The organism is Psychromonas sp. Urea-02u-13, from assembly GCF_002835995.1.
Lineage (GTDB): Bacteria > Pseudomonadota > Gammaproteobacteria > Enterobacterales > Psychromonadaceae > Psychromonas.
Genome location: NZ_PJBZ01000192.1, coordinates 1 through 1680 on the forward strand (window position 1 = coordinate 1; position 1680 = coordinate 1680).

The window sequence follows — 1680 nt, forward strand, 5'->3', positions numbered from 1 at the left end:
TCTAATCAAACAATCTGTGTGGGCACTAATAGTAGTTTCTTTACGTAAGGAGGTGATCCAGCCCCAGGTTCCCCTAGGGCTACCTTGTTACGACTTCACCCCAGTCATGAACCACACCGTGGTCATCGCCATCCCCGAAAGGTTAAGCTAATGACTTCTGGTGCAGCCCACTCCCATGGTGTGACGGGCGGTGTGTACAAGGCCCGGGAACGTATTCACCGTGGCATTCTGATCCACGATTACTAGCGATTCCAACTTCACGGAGTCGAGTTGCAGACTCCGATCCGGACTACGACAGACTTTATGAGATTCGCATACCATCGCTGGTTAGCAACCCTTTGTATCTGCCATTGTAGCACGTGTGTAGCCCATCCCGTAAGGGCCATGATGACTTGACGTCGTCCCCACCTTCCTCCGGTTTATCACCGGCAGTCTCCCTATAGTTCCCGACATAACTCGCTGGCAAATAAGGATAGGGGTTGCGCTCGTTGCGGGACTTAACCCAACATTTCACAACACGAGCTGACGACAGCCATGCAGCACCTGTCTCAGAGTTCCCGAAGGCACTCATCTATCTCTAGGTGATTCTCTGGATGTCAAGGGATGGTAAGGTTCTTCGCGTTGCATCGAATTAAACCACATGCTCCACCGCTTGTGCGGGCCCCCGTCAATTCATTTGAGTTTTAACCTTGCGGCCGTACTCCCCAGGCGGTCTATTTAATGCGTTAGCTTTGAAACCCACGGCATATAGCCACAAACTTCTAATAGACATCGTTTACTGCGTGGACTACCGGGGTATCTAATCCCGTTTGCTCCCCACGCCTTCGCGCCTCAGTGTCAGTCTTTGTCCAGGTGGCCGCCTTCGCCACTGGTATTCCTTCAGATCTCTACGCATTTCACCGCTACACCTGAAATTCTACCACCCTCTACAAAACTCTAGTTAACCAGTTTCAAATGCAGTTCCAAGGTTGAGCCCTGGGCTTTCACATCTGACTTAATTAACCACCTACGCGCGCTTTACGCCCAGTAATTCCGATTAACGCTCGCACCCTCCGTATTACCGCGGCTGCTGGCACGGAGTTAGCCGGTGCTTCTTCTGTGGGTAACGTCACAGATGCACGCTATTAACGTACACCCTTTCCTCCCCACTGAAAGTGCTTTACAACCCGAAAGCCTTCTTCACACACGCGGCATGGCTGCATCAGAGTTTCCTCCATTGTGCAATATTCCCCACTGCTGCCTCCCGTAGGAGTCTGGACCGTGTCTCAGTTCCAGTGTGGCTGGTCATCCTCTAAGACCAGCTAGGGATCGTCGCCTTGGTAAGCCATTACCTTACCAACTAGCTAATCCCACTTGGGCTAATCAAAACGCGCAAGGCCCGAAGGTCCCCTGCTTTGGTCCGAAGACATTATGCGGTATTAGCAGTCGTTTCCAACTGTTGTCCCCCACGTTTTGGCATATTCCCAAGCATTACTCACCCGTCCGCCACTCGACAGCAAAGTAGCAAGCTACCTTCTGTTTCCGTTCGACTTGCATGTGTTAAGCCTGCCGCCAGCGTTCAATCTGAGCCATGATCAAACTCTTCAATTTAAAGTTTAATGTGCACGTTGTTACCAACAATGCGACTCAATATTACTGACTAAAACTAGTACCTTAAGTACCGTTGTTATTCTGAATTAA

General features: G+C 50.6%; 1 rRNA gene. It reads right to left on the minus strand.

The features are described from left to right. Window positions 1-45: 45 nt before the first annotated feature. A 16S ribosomal RNA gene (locus tag CXF74_RS21295) occupies window positions 46-1590 on the minus strand. Between the last annotated feature and the right edge of the window lie 90 nt (window positions 1591-1680).